15 protein-coding genes are annotated in these 16,227 nt (G+C 62.5%); 3 read left to right on the forward strand and 12 right to left on the reverse strand.

Features of this window, described 5'->3' with window-relative positions:
• Positions 1–160 precede the first annotated feature (160 nt).
• The gene (locus ACP7AD_RS15355) at positions 161–2,074 is read right to left on the reverse strand and encodes a propionate--CoA ligase (protein WP_426148675.1); all 1,914 of its coding nucleotides are present in this window, start codon (positions 2,072–2,074) and stop codon (positions 161–163) included.
• Between the two features lie 390 nt (positions 2,075–2,464).
• Here ACP7AD_RS15355 and ACP7AD_RS15360 point away from each other — a divergent pair, with 390 nt between their 5' ends.
• Positions 2,465–4,183 carry an ABC transporter ATP-binding protein/permease gene (locus tag ACP7AD_RS15360; RefSeq protein WP_426148674.1) on the forward strand — a complete coding sequence of 573 codons (1,719 nt, stop codon included), beginning with the start codon at positions 2,465–2,467 and terminating at the stop codon, positions 4,181–4,183.
• Between the two features lie 19 nt (positions 4,184–4,202).
• On the opposite strand, the gene ACP7AD_RS15365 is transcribed toward ACP7AD_RS15360, so the two are convergent.
• The 3 genes from ACP7AD_RS15365 to ACP7AD_RS15375 all read right to left on the reverse strand — a co-directional run bounded on the left by ACP7AD_RS15365 (position 4,203) and on the right by ACP7AD_RS15375 (position 7,306).
• Positions 4,203–4,826, reverse strand: a complete 624-nt coding sequence (locus tag ACP7AD_RS15365) for an isochorismatase family protein (RefSeq protein WP_426148673.1) — start codon at positions 4,824–4,826, stop codon at positions 4,203–4,205.
• A 111-nt stretch (positions 4,827–4,937) separates the two neighbouring features.
• On the reverse strand, positions 4,938–6,659 hold the full coding sequence (locus tag ACP7AD_RS15370; protein ID WP_426148672.1) for an acyl-CoA dehydrogenase family protein: 1,722 nt from the start codon (positions 6,657–6,659) through the stop codon (positions 4,938–4,940).
• Between the two features lie 20 nt (positions 6,660–6,679).
• Positions 6,680–7,306, reverse strand: coding sequence for a TetR/AcrR family transcriptional regulator (locus ACP7AD_RS15375; protein ID WP_426148671.1), 627 nt, complete (start codon positions 7,304–7,306; stop codon positions 6,680–6,682).
• Between the two features lie 108 nt (positions 7,307–7,414).
• On the opposite strand from ACP7AD_RS15375, the gene ACP7AD_RS15380 reads away from it, so the two are divergent.
• Positions 7,415–9,067 (forward strand): 4-hydroxyphenylacetate 3-hydroxylase family protein, encoded by a 1,653-nt coding sequence (locus ACP7AD_RS15380; protein ID WP_426148670.1) that lies wholly within the window; start codon positions 7,415–7,417, stop codon positions 9,065–9,067.
• Between the two features lie 67 nt (positions 9,068–9,134).
• Here ACP7AD_RS15380 and ACP7AD_RS15385 read toward each other — a convergent pair whose 3' ends face one another.
• Both ACP7AD_RS15385 and ACP7AD_RS15390 read right to left on the reverse strand, forming a co-directional pair.
• On the reverse strand, positions 9,135–9,599 hold the full coding sequence (locus tag ACP7AD_RS15385) for a DUF2721 domain-containing protein (RefSeq protein ID WP_426148669.1): 465 nt from the start codon (positions 9,597–9,599) through the stop codon (positions 9,135–9,137).
• Between the two features lie 155 nt (positions 9,600–9,754).
• On the reverse strand, positions 9,755–10,234 hold the full coding sequence (locus ACP7AD_RS15390; RefSeq protein WP_426148668.1) for a phasin family protein: 480 nt from the start codon (positions 10,232–10,234) through the stop codon (positions 9,755–9,757).
• A 198-nt stretch (positions 10,235–10,432) separates the two neighbouring features.
• Here ACP7AD_RS15390 and ACP7AD_RS15395 point away from each other — a divergent pair, with 198 nt between their 5' ends.
• A complete protein-coding gene (locus ACP7AD_RS15395; protein ID WP_426148667.1) occupies positions 10,433–11,173 on the forward strand; it encodes a glutathione peroxidase in 741 nt (246 codons plus the stop codon).
• 9 nt (positions 11,174–11,182) lie between these two features.
• Here ACP7AD_RS15395 and ACP7AD_RS15400 read toward each other — a convergent pair whose 3' ends face one another.
• The 6 genes from ACP7AD_RS15400 to ACP7AD_RS15425 form a co-directional block, all read right to left on the reverse strand.
• Positions 11,183–12,460, reverse strand: coding sequence for an Hsp70 family protein (locus ACP7AD_RS15400; protein WP_426148666.1), 1,278 nt, complete (start codon positions 12,458–12,460; stop codon positions 11,183–11,185).
• Entirely contained in the window at positions 12,457–12,996 is a 540-nt protein-coding gene (locus tag ACP7AD_RS15405; RefSeq protein WP_426166210.1) for a hypothetical protein, read from the reverse strand. Before ACP7AD_RS15405 ends, ACP7AD_RS15400 begins: the two co-directional genes overlap by 4 nt.
• 335 nt (positions 12,997–13,331) lie before the next feature.
• Positions 13,332–13,634, reverse strand: coding sequence for a hypothetical protein (locus ACP7AD_RS15410; RefSeq protein WP_426148664.1), 303 nt, complete (start codon positions 13,632–13,634; stop codon positions 13,332–13,334).
• A gap of 20 nt (positions 13,635–13,654) precedes the next feature.
• Positions 13,655–14,332, reverse strand: a complete 678-nt coding sequence (locus tag ACP7AD_RS15415) for a hypothetical protein (protein WP_426148663.1) — start codon at positions 14,330–14,332, stop codon at positions 13,655–13,657.
• The gene (locus tag ACP7AD_RS15420) at positions 14,329–15,354 is read right to left on the reverse strand and encodes an MlaD family protein (protein WP_426148662.1); all 1,026 of its coding nucleotides are present in this window, start codon (positions 15,352–15,354) and stop codon (positions 14,329–14,331) included. The genes ACP7AD_RS15415 and ACP7AD_RS15420 overlap by 4 nt, the downstream gene beginning before the upstream one ends.
• A gap of 18 nt (positions 15,355–15,372) precedes the next feature.
• On the reverse strand, positions 15,373–16,176 hold the full coding sequence (locus ACP7AD_RS15425; RefSeq protein ID WP_426148661.1) for an MlaE family ABC transporter permease: 804 nt from the start codon (positions 16,174–16,176) through the stop codon (positions 15,373–15,375).
• Between the last annotated feature and the right edge of the window lie 51 nt (positions 16,177–16,227).

A 16,227-nucleotide genomic window follows, 5' to 3' on the forward strand; every position in this document is an offset into this window, starting at 1 on the left:
TGCGTGCCTTTGCCTGCGATGCCCTGCAGCTCGGCTCTTTCTTGCTCTGACAAGGTGACTTTGTAATGTTCCATCCCACATTGTCCACGTCACATAGCTCATGACGCGACACTAGCCGCGTTAACAGCCAGCACCCTTTCAGAACTTCAGAACCCGATTTTTAAACCGCTTCCACCCGGTCCCTGATCTGCTGCAGCGCGGCCGGGTCGTCCATCGTCGTCAAATCGCCCGCATCCCGGCCTTCGCACACCGCCTGAATCGCCCGGCGCAGCAGCTTGCCGCTGCGCGTCTTGGGCAGCACGGTCACGAAGCGCACGCGTGCCGGCCGGGCAACGGCGCCCAGGTCGTTGTCCACGCGCTTCATGATCTCGGCCTCCAGTTTGGCGCAGGCGGCAGTGTCGTTCAGCACGCTCGAATCCTTGAGCACGGCAAACGCCATCGCCACCTGGCCCTTGAGGTTGTCGGCGACGCCGACCACGGCCACTTCAGACACCTGCGAATGGCCGGAAATGCTTTCCTCGATCTCGCGCGTGCCCAGGCGATGCCCGGCGACGTTGATCACGTCGTCGGTGCGGCCCAGGATGAAGAAGTAGCCGTCGGCATCGCGAATGCCCCAGTCGAAGGTGCTGTACACCAGCTTGCCGGGAATGCTCTTCCAGTAGGTGTTGACGAATCGGGCGTCGTCCTGCCAGATGGTCTGCATGAAGCCCGGAGGCGTCGGGCCTTCGATGACGACCACGCCTTTTTCGCCGGGAACCGTCAGTTCCTCGCCGGTCGCTTCGTGCAGCAGCTTGACGTTGTAGCCATACATCGGAATGCCGGGGCTGCCGAACTTGCTGGGCTTTTTCTCGACGCCGTTGGCAATCGTCAAAATCGGCCAGCCGCTTTCGGTCTGCCAGTAGTTGTCGATGATGGGCACTCTCAAGCCTTCGCTGATCCAGCGGGCTGTCGGCTCATCCAGCGGCTCGCCGGCCAAGAACAGCGCGCGCAGGCTCGACAGGTCGTATTTGGTCAAGAGCGCCGGGTCCTGCTTTTTCAGCACGCGAACGGCGGTCGGCGCGCTGAACATGACCGTGACCTTGTATTTTTCAACCAGTTCCCACCAGATGCCGCCGTTGGGCTTCTTGTCCATGCCCTGCGTGGGCAGGCCTTCGTACATGATGGTCGCCATGCCGGCAATCAGCGGGCCATAGACGATGTAGCTGTGGCCGACAACCCAGCCAATGTCGCTGGTCGAGAAGAAGGTTTCGCCGACACGGCCGTCGAAGATGTGCTTCATGCTGGCGGCCAGGGCCACGGTGTAGCCGGCGGTGTCGCGCTGCACGCCCTTGGGCTTGCCGGTGGTGCCGCTGGTGTAGATGGTGTAGCTGATGGCGGTCGAGTCCAGCCATTCGCACGGCACTTGCGCATCGAAGTGCATTTGGCGCAACTCGTTCCAGAGGTGGTCGCGCCCGGCAACCAGCTCCATGGTGGCCAGGCCACGGTCGGCCAGCAGCACGGCGCCCGGCTTGTGACTCGACAGGCGGATGGCCTCGTCAAGCAGCGGTTTGTACGGCAGCGCCTTGCCGCCGCGCGATCCGCCATCGGAACTGACGATGACCTTGGGCGCGGCGTCCTCGATGCGCGACGCTAGAGAGCCGCTGGCAAAGCCGCCGAACACCACGCAATGCACCGCGCCAATGCGCGCGCAGGCCAGCATCGCAAAAGCAGCCTCGGCAATCATCGGCATGTAGATCAAGACGCGGTCGCCCTTTTCGACGCCCAGCGCCAGCAGGCTGGCCGCCATGCGCTGCACTTCGCCGTGCAGGTCCTGAAAGGTGTAGGTTTTCTCGCTGCCGGTTTCGCTGGAGACGGCGATCAAGGCGGCCTGGCCGGCGCGGTCCTTGAGGTGGCGGTCCACGGCGTTGTGACACAGATTGGTCTGTCCGCCTTCGTACCAGTTGACGAAAGGCGGGTTGTCGTAGTTGCAAACGCGGTCAAACGGCTTGTGCCACTCGATCAACCCGGCCTGTTCGGCCCAGAAGGCGTCGGGCTGGTCGATAGACTGGCGGTAGAAGTCTGCATAGCTTGTCATGAATGGTCTCCTGATTGTTGGGATAGCTGTCGAGTTGAAATTTTGACCGCCATGCGGCCGCTGGGTTTGCGCGTCATCAAGGCCTTCGGCTTTACCGAAGCGCAGGACAAGGGATTTCGTTCACATCAGGGTCGGGCTGGAAAAATCCGCATCCGGGATGTCTAAAAATTGAATTCTTAATTATGAACGGCGGTCTTTCTGCAAGCTGACGTCCAACGGCCGATGTACATGGAAGGGCTCTGAATGCTATTAAAAAAATAGCTGCTTATGCACGCCCGCATTGCGCATAAAGCACTTTTAATGCCTAAAACTGAATTTTTACAGTCTTCTGCTGCGGCCTTCGGCTATTTCGGATTAAATCGGCGGCTTACCCACTTATTGCAGAACTTCATGAGCGCACCAGAAGAACCCGGCTTCAATGCCCGCCTCTGGCGGCGCTTTGCAGCGATTGCACGGCCCTACTGGTTTTCAGAGGAACGCTGGCGCGCCCGGGGCCTGCTGCTGCTGCTGGTTTTTCTGCTGCTGGGGCAGACCGCCTTCAACGTGCTGTTCAACCAGGAAACCGGCGAGTTCACCTCTGCGCTGGCCGCGCGCGATGCCAGCCGGTTCTGGGCCTCGATCTGGCGCTACACGGCGATTCTTGTGGCGGCGGTGCCGATCTATGCCCTTTATTACTACGTGCGCGACACGCTCGGGCTGCGCTGGCGCCGCTGGCTGACGGATGCATTCCTGGCGCGCTATTTCGACCAGCGCGCCTATTACCGGCTGAATGCTGCCGCCGGCATCGACAACCCCGACCAGCGCATTGCCGAGGACATCAACACCTTCACCCAGCAGTCGCTGTATTTTTCAATGGTCGTGCTGGGCTCGGTGCTGCAGCTGGCCGCCTTTTCCGCCGTGCTGTGGTCGATCTCGCGGGGGCTGGTGTTGTTCCTGATCGGCTATGCGGTGCTTGCTACCGTGTTCACCGCTTCAGCGTTTGGCAAGCGGCTGATCGGCCTGAACTTTCGCCAGCTGCAGCGCGAGGCGAACTTTCGCTTCGGCCTGGTGCGGGTGCGCGAACACGCCGAGCCGATTGCCTTTCACGACGGCGAGGCGCGCGAAATGACGGCGCTGCAAGCCATCTTTGCCAGGATCTATGCCAACTACCAGCAGGTGCTGCGCTGGCAGTTCGGGCTCAATTTGTTCCAGTACGCGCATGCCTTCCTGACCATCGTGCTGCCGACGGTGATCATTGCCGGCGACGTGCTGTCGGGGCGGCTGGAGGTGGGCCGCGCCATCCAGGCCGCCGGTGCGTTTGCCGCCATCCTGAGCGCGCTGACGGTGATCGTCGAGCATTTTGAAAGCCTCAGCCGTTTTTCCGCCGGCGTCGATCGGCTGCATGCCTTTTCCGAGGCACTACCAGCCAATGCCGGCCGCCCGGACGACGCCGATGACCGCTTGCGGCATATCCAGACGCTGCACGGCTTCGAGCTGGCGCTCAGGCGGGTAACCGTTCTGACGCCCGGCCGCGAGCATCTGCTGCTGCGGGACCTCACGCTGGCCGTCAAGCCCGGCGAGGGGCTGCTGATTGCCGGCCCCAGCGGCACCGGCAAGAGTTCCCTGCTGCGGGTGATTGCCGGACTGTGGACAGAGGGCTCGGGCGAGATCACGCGCCCGGGCGGGTCGGACATGCTGTTCATGCCCCAGCAGCCTTACCTGCTGCTCGGCGACCTGCGCAGCCAGCTGACCTATCCGCACACGGACCGCGACATTTCAGACGCGGAACTGCTGCACTGGCTGGAACGCGTGAACCTGCCGACGCTGGCCGGGCGCTTCGGCGGCCTGGGCGCCGAACTGGACTGGGCCCGGGTGCTGTCAGTCGGCGAGCAGCAGCGGCTGGCCTTTGCCCGGGCGCTGCTGGCCAAGCCGCGCTACCTGCTGCTGGACGAAGCCACCAGCGCCCTGGATGCGGCCAACGAAGAGTTGCTCTACAGCCAACTGGCGGGCCTGTCGATCACGCCGGTCAGCATCAGCCACCACCCGGCGGTCGTGAAATACCATGCGTGGGTGCTGGAACTGCCAGGGGAAGGCCGGTGGACGCTGCAAGGGGCGAGCGGCTACCGTTGACTTCCAAGGCGAACCGGGATTACTTCACCAGCGCGAGCAATTCCCTGAACGCATCATGCTCGCAGGTGCGCGCCCATTCAAAGGCCACCATCTCGGTCGTCACCAGTTCGGCACCGGCCCCAGCCAGCCGGTCAAAGGCGGCGTCGCGGTTGCGCTCGCTGCGCGAGCTGCAGGCGTCGGTCACGACCCACACGTCGAACTCTTCTTCGAGCAATTCCAGCGCGGTCTGCATCAGGCAGACATGCGCTTCGCAGCCGGCCATCACGATCATGCTGCGGCCCTCTTCCTCGGGTTCGGCGGGCTTTTGCAGGTGCTTGGGCAGGCTGCGCGCATTGCCGCCGGTCGGCGCCTTGCGAACCGGCGGACGCAGCCATTCGATCAGGCCGTCGGCGGCGGCGCTGAAATGCATCTTGGCCATGGTCTTGCCGCCGGCCGAATCAATCGCCGCCTGCAACTCGGACAGGTTCTGGCCGAGCTTGTCGGGGTTTTGCGCGGTGCCCCAGACCGGCACCTCCATGATGCGAGCCATGCGGGCCAGGCGCAGGGCATTGGCCACGACGATTTCATTTTCAAAAATCACGGGCATCAGGCGAATCTGGTAATCGACCAGCACGAGTTGGGAGTCATCGGCATCTAGCAGCATGGTTATTCCTTAGGTTTGGCGGCCATTATCCCTGCCCTTGCCGGGGAGACAGCTGCCGCCGTGGCGCGCCAATCCTGCTGTGTTCACGACAGCCCACCGCCAAGCAACAGGCTAGCGCGCGACGTGCGCCCTGTCCACGATGCGGCTGGCCTGGGTCCGGGAAACTGACGAACCCATGGAGCCCATGGTGGAACCCCAGCCCGCCGCCTGGGCATTGAGCCGCGTGCCTATGAAGGCATCGACCACATCGGTGCTTGAGTGGCGCAGCAGTTCCACGCCCTGGACGGCCCGGGCCATGGCTTCGCAGGCCGGCCGGGCCAGGAATTCATCGTCCATGGCTGCCTGGATCAGGGCCGGCAACGCCTGCAGGTAGCCGTCGAAACGGCGGTCCATGCCTTTGACCGCATTCACTTCGGCCATGAAGGCATCGCGCGTCATGGGCTCCTTGAGCAGCGAGCGCCGTACATCCATGCACATCATGTTGGCCGTGCCTTCCCAGACGCTGTTCAGCGGCGCCTCACGGTAGATCCGGGCCATCGGGTTTTCCTCGATGAAGCCGTTGCCGCCATGGCATTGCAGGGCTTCATAGGCAATGGCGGGCGCGCGCGAGCAGTTGAAGAACTTGGCCATCGGGGTGGCCACCCGCGCGAACGCCTTTTCCTGCGCGCTGTCTGCGATGTGGTCGGTGGCCTTGGCAACGCGAAGCGCCAGCAGCGTCGCCGCCTCGACCTCGATGGCCATGTCGGCCAGCACATTGGCCATCATCGGCTGCTCGGCCAGCGTGCGCCCGAAGCCTCGGCGGGTGCCGGCATGGTTGAGCGCCAGCGTCAGCGACTGGCGCATCAGGCCGGCCGATCCGACGGCAAAGTCCAGCCGCGTCAGGTGCGCATGCGACAAAATCTCGCGCAGGCCGCCGCCTTCCGGTCCGACGCGGATCGCCAGCGTGCCGGCATATTCGATTTCGCTGGAGGCATTGGACTTGTTGCCGCACTTGTCCTTCAGGCGCTGGATGAAAAACCGGTTGAAACTGCCGTCAGGCAGGGTGCGCGGCAGGAAAAAGCAGGTCACGCCGCCGTCCACCTTGGCCAGGGTGAAAAAGCCATCGGACTGGGGCACCGAGCAAAACCACTTGTGGCCCGTCAGCTCGTACCAGTGGGCGATGGCGCCGTGGTAGTCGGCGCTGTGCGAAAACCGGGCCGTGGTTTGCGTCTCGCGCAGGTCTGAGCCGCCCTGCTTTTCGGTCATGGCATAGCCAATCACGACCGACGCCTTGTCGGCCACTTCGCGGCGGCTGAATTCATATTGCGTGCCGCGCACCTTGTCGGCCCACAGCTTCAGGCAGGGCTCGGTCTGAAAGCCGGCGAAGGACGCATAGGCCATACCGGTCGGGCAAGCCGTGCCATGTTCGACCTGGTTCCAGAGGTAAGACAGAACGGCCCGGGCATAGTGCGGCTGCGCCTCGCGGGCGGTCCAGGCCAGCGAATGCACCTCGTGCTTCCAGGCCAGCGCCATCAACTGGTGCCAACTGGGGTGGAATTCGACCCAGTCGATGCGGTTGCCGTAGCGGTCATGGGTCTTCAGCTCGGGCAGATGGCGGTTGGCCAGACGGGCCAGTTCCTGAATGTCCTCGTCGCCGACGAGCCGGCCCAGCGCGTGGCAGCGCCCTGTCGCCCACGGCGCTTCGCGCTGCACGGCGGCGGACAGCACGGCGTCATGTTCAAAAGCGTTGAAGCCGGTCAGCGGGCTCGCCTGATTCTTGACAAGATGCGTGGCAAGGAGGCTTGCGCCATCCGTCACGGGCAACAGCTTATGGGCGTCAATGGGTGCGTTCATGGGGTCCTCCGGCGCGGGTTTCAGGTGGCCTTGCCACGGGCCAGACGGCCGGGCAAGTCGTTAAGATAGCGGGCAAACAGGTCGGTCGCCTCTTGGCCAAACATGCGGATACGGCCGGTGTGCTGGAGCAGCAGCAGGCCGACGCCGTGGGCAAACAGCGCGGTGTTCTCGCGCAGTGCCTCGTCAGCCGTCAGGCCCATCGCCTGCAATGCCGCTTCGCAGGGACGCAGCGCGTCGTGCAGGCGGTCGTTGAGCTGAAAATTAAGTTCGGCGTTCAGCCCGCGCGGCTGCATGCCCTGCACCAGGTAAAAGCCCAGGTCCAGGTCGCGCGGATTGGCGGCATAAAAACCGAACCAGGCGCGGGCCTTGGCCTTCAGCATGTCAGCCGCCGAGCCATCAGGCGCATCGGCGGCACCCACCATGTCATTGAGCCGCTCCAGCGATTCAGCCAGCAACGCGCCGTAAATCGCCTCCTTGTTTTCAAAATAGGAATAGATGGCACCGGGCGTGTAGCCGGCCGCCTTGGCGATTTCGCGGATGCTCGCGCCTTCGATGCCGAGCCGCTGGAACACCGAACGAGCGGCGTCCAGCAGCAGCGCACGGCGCGAATCGTTCAGGGCTTGTTGACGTTGAAATTTGGCTTGCATGGCCTGAATATAAGCGCAAACAGGCAGCAGACTGACGTTAAATTAAACACTTGATAATTAAATTAAACAGTGTTTAAATTATTTGTAACCCACAATAGGAGACGTCCAATGAATGCCCCCGTTCCCACCGCTACGCTGATGTCCGGCGCCGACTTTCGCGAATCGCTGCGCCGCTACAAACCGCGCGTTTTCCTCGACGGCCGGCAGATCGACAGCGTGGCCGACGAGCGCGGCTTTGGCCCCGGCATCAATGCGATTGCGCTGACCTACGACTATGCACTGAAAGAAAAATACGCGCCCATCATGACGGCCGTGCAGCACACCAGCGGCAAGCGCGTCAACCGCTTGAGTCACATCAACACCAGCAGCGGCGATCTGCTCAACAAGCTGGAGGCGGTGCGGCTGGTCTGCCAGGAAACTGGCTGCGCCCAGCGCTACCTGACGCACGATGCGCTTAACGCCATTGGCCAGGTGTCGGCCCGCATTGATGACGCGCGCGGCAGCACCGAGCACACTGCCCGCTTCCTGAACTACCTGCACCGCGTGCAGGACCAGGACCTGACGCTGGGCATTGCGATGACCGACGCCAAGGGCGACCGCAGCAAGCGGCCGCACGAGCAGTCGAATGTGGACAGCTACCTGCACATTGTGGAGCGCAACGCCAAAGGCATCGTCATTTCGGGCACCAAGGCCATCGTGACCGGCGCGCCCTATGTGCATGAACTGCTGGTCATGCCCTGCCGCAACATGGGCCGCGAGGATGCGGACTTCGCCGTCTGCTGCGCCGTTCCGGTCGACGCGCCCGGCATCACCATCATTGCGCGCCCGGCCGGACGGCCTGGCGAGAAGGTCGAACATGGCGAGCCGCTGTTTAGCCGCAAGTATGGCCAGAGCACCGGCGTGGTGATGTTCGAGCAGGTGTTCGTGCCGTGGGACAGCGTGTTTTATGCCGGCGAATGGGAGCATTCAGGCCACCTGACCTACAGCTACGCCACACACCACCGCCACACCTGCATCGGCGCGCGCGCCGGGTTTGGGGACCTGTTGATTGGCGCCGGCGCGCTGATGTGCGAGGCTAACGGTTTCGATCCGGGAAAGGAAACGCATTTGCGCGAGCAGATGGTCGAACTCATCACCATCACCGAGAGCTTTTTCGCCTGCGGCGTAGCCGCCAGCGTGTACGGCAAGCTAGATGAACACAGCCAGACCTTCATGCCCGACCCGGTGTTTTCCAACATCGGCAAGCTGCTGCTGGCGACCAAGATCTACGACATGCACCGCATTGCCCACTATGTCAGCGGCGGCCTGATCGTCACCCTGCCCGGCCCGGATGAAGACCACAACCCGGAAACCGGCGCGAAGCTGTCCGAAGTGCTGCGCGCCAATCCTGATGTGCCCTACGAGCAGCGGATTGAAACCGCGCGCTTCATCGAAGACCTGACAGCCGGCTACCAAGGCGGCTGGTACAGCGTCATCAGCCTGCATGGCGGCGGTTCGCCGGCGGCGATGAAGCAGGAAATCTACCGCAACTATCCTGTCGGATCGAAAGTCGAACTGGTCGAGCGCATCCTGGAGCGCGGCATTGCCGCCGACGGCTCGCCGGCCGCCGCGCCGCATGATCCGCAGCGGGCGATCACTAAAAACCGCCAGCCCGGCAAATGCTGCGATACCGGCTGCACCGCACCCGGTCAGCCGGTGATGGTCGATTTGCCCGAAGTACAGGCTAGCTTGCCTTCAAGGCGTGCGGGAACTGCAGGTTGACACTATTTTAGTGATAGCACCAAACTCTTACGGATAAAGCGCAAAACGGCAATTTCTCATCTATTCGTCATGATTTGACGGGCGCTGGCAATTCTGCGAATTTCAGCAGATGCGTCGCCAGCAGGGTTTCGGTTAAAAAGCACACCAGAGCCGACAAGAAGCAGACCACGCCTGCCAGAAAACACACGGTGGCGATCTTGAAGATCGGCAACTCGCTGGTTTCGCCCAGGAACAGCAAGATGATGGTGGTGCCGATCAGAATGGCGCAAAACGTCAGCAAGGCCAGGCAGCCATTGACCAGCCAGCCCCGGTGCCTGAGCCGGCGCAACTCGTCATACATCTTGGCAGCCCGGGCTTGATCGGCAACGCCGTTTTCAAGCCGGCCTTCAAGAAACCGGGCCCGGTCGATGATGCGGGCCAGTCGCCCGGCGACGGCGCTGATCATGCCGGAAACGGCGGTCAGCAGAAACACCGGAGCGACTGCCAGTTGTATGCCGTGGGTCACGGTCGCAAGGTCGGTCGCAAAATTCATCCGGGCTCCGCTGCATGAGTTGATAGGTCGACTATTTTCTCATGCAAAAGCGCCAGGCTCGGGCAACCGTAACGCAGGGAACAACCCGCAGGAACAACGGCCAGTTACTTCCGGGTTTGCCGCAGAAAACAGGCAGCAGGCCGCTGGCTGGAATCTCAGGAATGCAGGGGCTGACCGTCCGGGACGTTGGCCGTCATAGGGAAAAAACTGCTGGCCAGGGGCGGAATGACAGACTGAAGGACTTCCAACGGTGACTTCGCCCCCGCTTGTTTTTCGCGCTCAAGAACGTGGGTCACGCTTTTGATCATGTCTACTTGTGTCTGCATCGCGCTTGCGGCGATTTGCTGCCAATATTTGCCGGCGCTTTGCATCATGAAGCGCAGGAGTTCGGACTGGATGGCCATGAGATCGGCGGGCTGGCAGGATGCAAAAAGCCTCTGTGCCGTTTCTTCATGAAAAACCGAAGCTTCATGCGCTGCATCCTGCTGGATTTTTCGCAAGGCTTCACTGCCGCGGCACAGGGCCGTGGTGCCATCAACCGCCAGGGCAAGCTGGTGCCGGCCCAGTTCGGAAAGAAAATTCGGCGGATCGCTTGCACCACGCCTGGACGTGATGTCTTTTGCTTTCGTGTTCATTGCAATTCCTTATTCAAGAAAAGTATGAAAAGCAGGTAACCAGAAGGTTGCCACGAATGCAAATTTTGAAGGCGTTTTTGCCGGGCACACATGGATGAGACTGTAAAAATCTTAACAAGAGTTGACCGGAGAATTTGCAGTGGCACACTGGCAGGCCTAATTCCTTCCGCTATTTCTACCTTTTAACCAAGGACCATCATGCTGCCCAACAAAGAAGGACAACACGTCCCTCAAGCCACCTTCAAGACCCGCCAGAACGACCATTGGGTTGACGTTTCCAGTGCCGATCTGTTCGATGGAAAAACAGTGGTGGCCTTTTCCTTGCCTGGCGCCTACACGCCGACCTGTTCGTCCACCCATCTGCCGCGCTACAACGAACTGGCCAACACGCTCAAGGCCCATGGCGTGGATGAGGTGGTGTGCATTTCGGTCAACGATGCCTTCGTGATGAACGAATGGGGCCAAGCGCAGGAAGCGGAAAACCTCACGCTGATTCCCGACGGCAATGGCGAATTCACCGAAGGCATGGGCATGCTGGTGGACAAGAGCAGCCTGGGCTTTGGCAAACGCTCATGGCGTTATTCGATGCTGGTCAAAAATGGCATCGTGAAAAAAATGTTCATCGAGCCCGAAAAGGAAGGCGACCCGTTTGAAGTGTCAGACGCTGACACCATGCTCAATTACATCGCCCCCGGCGCCAAGGCGCCCGAGCCGATCACGGTGTTTACCAAGCCCGGCTGCCCGTTTTGCGCCAACACCAAGTCCCTGCTGCAGGAAGCCGGCCTGCGTTTCGAGGAAATCTCGCTGGGCCACGGCATCACGTCGCGCAGCCTGTACGCCGTTTCTGGCGCTGGCACCGCGCCTCAAGTGTTTTGCGGTGGCCAGAAAATCGGCGGCTCTGAAGAACTGGAAGCCTGGCTGGCCAAGCGCGGCCAGTAATCCAGACGTTCAGGCAAATTTTCGCTGCGCATCGAGCGCCAGACCGGCGCCGATGCTGCCGAACAAATCCCCTTCAACGCACCGGGCCTGCGGCGTCAGCGCCAGCACCCGCTCGCGCAGCAAGGGAACGCCGCTGGAGCCGCCGGTGAAAAACACCGTGTCGATGCCTGCGGCGGTGATGCCCGCGTCAACCAGCAGCCGGGCAACCGTCTGTTCGACAGAACTCACGAGTCCGTCAATCGCCTGGTCCAGTTCTGCCCGGTGCAAGGTCACGGTGTCGCCGGCTGAAATTCGCCCGATGTCGATCCGCGCTGCATCGGCATTCGACAGGGCAATCTTGGCATCTTCGACCTGCAGCGCCAGCCAGTGGCCGGCGCGTTCACGGACCAGGTTTTGCAGCCGTTCCATTTTGGGCCGGTCCGCCGCATCGCGGTGCAGTTCGGTGATTTGCGCCAAGGCTTTTTTCGTGTAAGCCAGGTTGATGGTGTGCCAGGTGGCCAGGTTGAAATAATGGCTTGACGGCATTTCGCGCCCGCTTTTGAGTAGGCTGCCCAGCCCCAGCATCGGCATCATGCTGGCCAGGCTCAGGGCCTTGTCGAAATCGGTGCCACCAATGTGCACGCCGCTGGTCGCCAGGATGTCATCGCGCCGTTCGGCACGCTTCGCCCGCTCGGGACCGACGCGGATCAGGGTGAAGTCGGACGTGCCGCCGCCAATGTCCACCACCAGCACCAGTTCCTCACGCGAAATTTGCGACTCGTAGTCAAACGCGGCAGCGATCGGCTCGTACTGAAAAGCAATGTCACGCAGGCCGGCCTGGCGGGCAATGTCTTCCAGCGTGTCCTGGGCGCGCTGGTCGGCCGCCGCGTCATCATCGACAAAAAACACCGGCCGGCCCAGCACCGCACGGGTGAAATCCTGTCCCGCTGCCAGCTCGGCCCGGCGCTTGAGTTCGCCGATGAACTGGGCCAGCAGCGCCCGGAACGGCACGGCGCGGCCCGCCACCTCGGTGTGTTCGTCCATCATCGACGTGCCGAGCAGGCTTTTCAGCGATCGCATCATCCGGCCTTCATGGCCTTCGAGGTAATCGGCCAGCGCAGCGCGGCCATAGCTGACATGGGCGTCCTCGGCATGAAAAAAGATCACCGACGGCAGCGTCAGCTTGCCGTCTTCCAGCGCCAGCAAGGCGCGCTCGCCGGGGCGGCTCCAGCCGGCCGTCGAGTTGGAGGTGCCAAAGTCAATGCCGCAGGCGGCCACGGGCGCCTGCGGCTCAAGCATGGCGCTCATCGCCCGGCCGACTTGATGAAGCCGCCTTCCGCCCAGGCTACCCCACTGGCGCGGTTCAGCTTGAAGGACGGCGCCACGCGCACTTCAGCCAGCAGTTCGCCGGTTTCATCGTGGGCGCTCAAGACCGCGTGCGGATGGTCTTCATCCGGAACGATGTCGAGCGACACGGTGATGCGCCGGGCATTGGCCGTCACCGTGATGCGCTGGTGCAACGTAGCCTGCAGTTGCTGTTCATGGCGCCGCACAAACTCCGACGCGGTCTTGACCAGGGTGTTGAAGGCATTGACATCCAGCGGCTTGGGGTTCTTCTTGTCGCGCCCCATGGTCCAGGGGCCGACCAGCGCGGGTTCAGGCTCGCCGTCCTTGATCATGGCCACGGCCCAGCCGTCGTCGTCCTCGTTCTTGAGGACCCTGGCGGTCCAGCCGTCGCCGCTCCACAGGCGCGGCTCGTGGATCTTGGCAGGGTCGGTTGAAAAAAATTCGTCGTCGGAACCGGGCAGGTTTTGGTGGGGATCAGTCAAGGCGCAGTCACTCAGGTCAAAAATCATGCCGTAGAAGGCATTCACAAAAAGGCTTCGAGATGGGTTGCGGATTTTACTGTTGGCTTCAAATGACTTTACAGAATCCCGAAGGCTGTCTTGAAGCCATGCAATGGATGCAGCGGACAACCAGAGGACTGTCAACCCGTTCCAGCAAAAAAATCTACCCCATCGACGAACAGTTTCGCGGCCAGTCTGGCACTTGAAGAACAGCACGTGCGTGGCTGGCGCTCAAGGCGCTCAACGGATAGTAGCTACTGAATTCATAGCCGTCTGCGCATGCCTGGCGAGCGCCAAAGGCTTATTTGATGCTAAAAATATTGTCAGCCGCGTCAGGGGCCTATTTCGAACTGCGCATCGCCCATGTAGCGGTTCGGCCCCAGGGCGGCGGTCAAGGCGGCAGTTTCGGCCGCCTGCCACTGGCTGAAGATTTCCAGCTCTTCGGGCGACAGGGCATCTGGCGCCGGCTGTTCGCCGTAGGTCGCCACCATCCGGCGATACGCGGCATGCACCGGCGCCACCAGGCTGGCATCGCCCAGCGATGCGTCCAGGGCTTGCCGGAAACGCTGCTCGGCGGCCGCAAGCTGCTGCGGGCTGGCGTCTTCGAAGGCGTAGAGTTTGAGGGTGTAGCTCATTTTTTATATTCCTTCCGAGGTTATTTGGCGGCTGCATCTAGGCCCTGCGCAATGGCCATGCGCCGGCGCAGGCGAGCCGCCTCTTGCGCGTCGCCGCCCTGCTCTGCCCGCTGGAGTTGCACGCCCAGCCAGGCCAGCAGCGGCCGCCGCCAGCCCTGGGCGGAAGCCGTGTCGATCGCCAAGGCGATCACGGCAGGACTGGCGCGGCCGGTCTGCAGCAGCACGCCCGCTGCCAAAAGTTGCGACAGGGGATCGGCAATACCTTGGAGCGCGCCGGCATCACCTGCCGCCGCAGCGCGCTGGGCTGGCGGCAGCAAGGCCATGGTTTCAGCCTGCGCCCGGCCCCCTAGATAGTCGGCATAGGCGCGCTGGGCGGCTGTCGCATCGGCCCGGAGCGGCTCGAAACCCGTGCACGGCTCGAACACCAGGCTGGCCACGCGGCTGGCGCAATGCAGCAGTTCGGCGGTGGCCAGCAGGTCGGGCCGGCCGGTGCGCGACAACTCGCTGCGCGCACGCGCCAGTTCAGCGGCTTCCACGCGGCGGTTGCCTTCCAGGTAGGCGGCAACTGAACGCTCCATGGCGCTTTTCGCTTCCACCTGCCAGTCCGGTGGCCTCGGGCTGCTGCTGCAGGCAGCCAGTCCGCACAAGGCAGCCGCCAGAAAAGCGGGCTTCAGCGACAAAAATAGAAAATTGTTCACGGCAGTTTCATTTCTGCATCACGGGCGAACGGCCATTTGCGGTTGATCTCGTTGACCAGGCCTTCGACTTTGCGCAGGCTGGCTTCCACGTCGCTGCGCAATGCGCCCAGATCGTTGGTGGCGTCCCTGGCATTCGACGTGATGGCCTGGGCATTGACCAAAATGGCGTCGACCTTTTGCAAGCTGGTGCGCGCCTCGCCCAGCATGGCGTTCAGCTGCACAACGGTGGCGCGGGTTTCGGGCAGCACGCCTTTGTCGCCAAACACCTGGGTATCGGTCTTGGCGGCGATGCCGTCAAGTTTGGCCAGCAAGCTGTTGGTGCGGTCCAGCGTGGCGGAAAACTTTTTGGCCTCCGCCTCGCTGCCGAGCAGTACCGTCAGCGCGCCGCCCGGTCCGTTGAGCCGGCCGGTCAGGACCTGCAGGTTGGCCAGGCTGGCACCGACCGAGCCGCTGCTGCCCGTCAGGCTGTTGAGGTTGTCGATCAAATCCTTGGCGGCGGAAATGACCCTTGGGATTTCCGCGCTGGCATCGCCCTGCAAAACGGTTCGCACTGCATCTTCGGGCAGGGGCGGATCGTTCAGCAGGCCGGTGTAGGCGCGGATGTTGGGGCCGCCCACAATGCCCTTGACGAGTGTGAAAACGCTGCTGCTGCGCAGCCAGTGGGCGTCCTTTTGGGCCACATCGACCAGGATGCGCGCCTTGCCGTCTTCGGCCAGTTCGATGCGGCGCACCCGGCCGATCGGAAAGCCGGCAAAGGTCATGTCCATGCCGACCACGACGCCTTCGGAATCCTCGGCCATCAGCACCAGCCGCTGCGTGCTTTCAAACGCGCCGCGTGCGTAAAGCACATACAGCGCCGAGCCGCAGACCAGCAGCAGCATGAACAGCAGCAGCAGCCTAGCCTTGAACTCCAGGCTGGCCGTGTTGTCAGGCGCGCTGCTCTCCGGCAGATGTGCAGGCTGCGCCGTGCCATGGCCAACAGGCGGCAGCAGCGGCGCAGACGAATCGGGGGGTGAACTCATGGAAAGTGTGTCTCAGGGTCAGTAATAGTTGCCAACCAGCGAAGCCACTTCAACCAGCAGCAGCACGGCGAACATGCGAACCAGGCCGCGCATTTCGGCACTGGAGCGGATACTGGCGCCGCGCATGCCGTAGAGGGCAGAAGCCATCGGAATCAGCGACACGGCCAGGCAAAAAAATGCGGTTTTCAGCACAAAGATCAGCGTGACAGCCGGCGTGAACACCTGGCCGAACAGCCGGGTGTAGCCGGCCAGCCCTGACACGGCAAATCCGTACACCGCGACATAGGCCACGACCAGCGCCACCACGCAGCTCAGCGCGGCCAGCGTGATGCCGGCAAACATGCCCGCCACCACGCGCGGCAGCACTTCGCGGCGTATCGGCTCGACGCCCTGCCTGCGCATTGCGTCAAGTTCGCCACTGGCCTGCAGGGCGGTGAGTTCGGCGCCATCGGGAATCGTGCAGCGCAGCGCAACGAACAGCGCGGCGGTCAGGGGAATCAGCTCCAGCACCAGGACACGAATCACCAGTTGCAGCGCATATTGGGACAAGCCATAGCTCAGCGCAGTCACCATCACAATGCGCGTCAGCACCACCGTCACCAGCGCGACCAACAATGAAAATCCCAGCAGCACCGGCGCGGTGCTGGTGTAGACGTGGCGTCCCAGCACCAAACGGTTTTCACGGCTGTAGCTGGAGGGCGAAAGGGCCAGCACCAGGATCACGGCGCCCAGATGCACCAGTTGCCACCATTCAACAAACCACTGTCGGGCAGACCGACCCGTCTGGATCAGGCGGCTGTGCCAGGGCGTGGTTGAGGTCATGCCTGCATGATAACGGGGCGTTTGTACAGGGAGAACGCGAAACGCATCGTG

This window comes from Polaromonas sp. DSP2-3-2b2 (assembly GCF_049895905.1).
Classification (GTDB): Bacteria; Pseudomonadota; Gammaproteobacteria; order Burkholderiales; family Burkholderiaceae_C; genus Polaromonas.

Bases quoted from the DNA above. Each gene is read 5' to 3' on its own strand.
- ACP7AD_RS15355 (WP_426148675.1), bottom strand. From the start codon at position 2,074: ATGACAAGCTATGCAGACTTCTACCGCCAGTCTATCGACCAGCCCGAC.
- ACP7AD_RS15360 (WP_426148674.1), top strand. From the start codon at position 2,465: ATGAGCGCACCAGAAGAACCCGGCTTCAATGCCCGCCTCTGGCGGCGC.
- ACP7AD_RS15420 (WP_426148662.1), bottom strand. From the start codon at position 15,354: ATGAGTTCACCCCCCGATTCGTCTGCGCCGCTGCTGCCGCCTGTTGGC.
- ACP7AD_RS15400 (WP_426148666.1), bottom strand. From the start codon at position 12,460: ATGAGCGCCATGCTTGAGCCGCAGGCGCCCGTGGCCGCCTGCGGCATT.
- ACP7AD_RS15425 (WP_426148661.1), bottom strand. From the start codon at position 16,176: ATGACCTCAACCACGCCCTGGCACAGCCGCCTGATCCAGACGGGTCGG.
- ACP7AD_RS15395 (WP_426148667.1), top strand. From the start codon at position 10,433: ATGCTGCCCAACAAAGAAGGACAACACGTCCCTCAAGCCACCTTCAAG.
- ACP7AD_RS15390 (WP_426148668.1), bottom strand. From the start codon at position 10,234: ATGAACACGAAAGCAAAAGACATCACGTCCAGGCGTGGTGCAAGCGAT.
- ACP7AD_RS15410 (WP_426148664.1), bottom strand. From the start codon at position 13,634: ATGAGCTACACCCTCAAACTCTACGCCTTCGAAGACGCCAGCCCGCAG.
- ACP7AD_RS15375 (WP_426148671.1), bottom strand. From the start codon at position 7,306: ATGCAAGCCAAATTTCAACGTCAACAAGCCCTGAACGATTCGCGCCGT.
- ACP7AD_RS15385 (WP_426148669.1), bottom strand. From the start codon at position 9,599: ATGAATTTTGCGACCGACCTTGCGACCGTGACCCACGGCATACAACTG.
- ACP7AD_RS15380 (WP_426148670.1), top strand. From the start codon at position 7,415: ATGAATGCCCCCGTTCCCACCGCTACGCTGATGTCCGGCGCCGACTTT.
- ACP7AD_RS15365 (WP_426148673.1), bottom strand. From the start codon at position 4,826: ATGCTGCTAGATGCCGATGACTCCCAACTCGTGCTGGTCGATTACCAG.
- ACP7AD_RS15370 (WP_426148672.1), bottom strand. From the start codon at position 6,659: ATGAACGCACCCATTGACGCCCATAAGCTGTTGCCCGTGACGGATGGC.